Origin of the sequence: Geobacillus sp. BMUD (assembly GCF_013096845.1) — a bacterium.
GTDB lineage: Bacteria > Bacillota > Bacilli > Bacillales > Anoxybacillaceae > Geobacillus > Geobacillus vulcani.
Window position 1 is genome coordinate 1 of record NZ_SDLA01000119.1, and the last position, 226, is coordinate 226.

At 55.3% G+C, this 226-nt stretch carries 1 rRNA gene; it reads right to left on the reverse strand.

What is annotated here, in order from left to right:
* A 23S ribosomal RNA gene (locus tag ETC05_RS17690) occupies positions 1-226 on the reverse strand; the annotation flags it as partial.

Sequence of the window (226 nt, forward strand, 5' to 3'; positions counted from 1 at the left end):
TTCAGACTCGCTTTCGCTGCGGCTCCGCCTCTTCGGCTTAACCTCGCACGCCATCGTCACTCGCCGGTTCATTCTACAAAAGGCACGCCATCACCCATTAACGGGCTCTGACTACTTGTAGGCACACGGTTTCAGGTTCTCTTTCACTCCCCTCCCGGGGTGCTTTTCACCTTTCCCTCACGGTACTGGTGCACTATCGGTCACTAGGGAGTATTTAGCCTTGGGA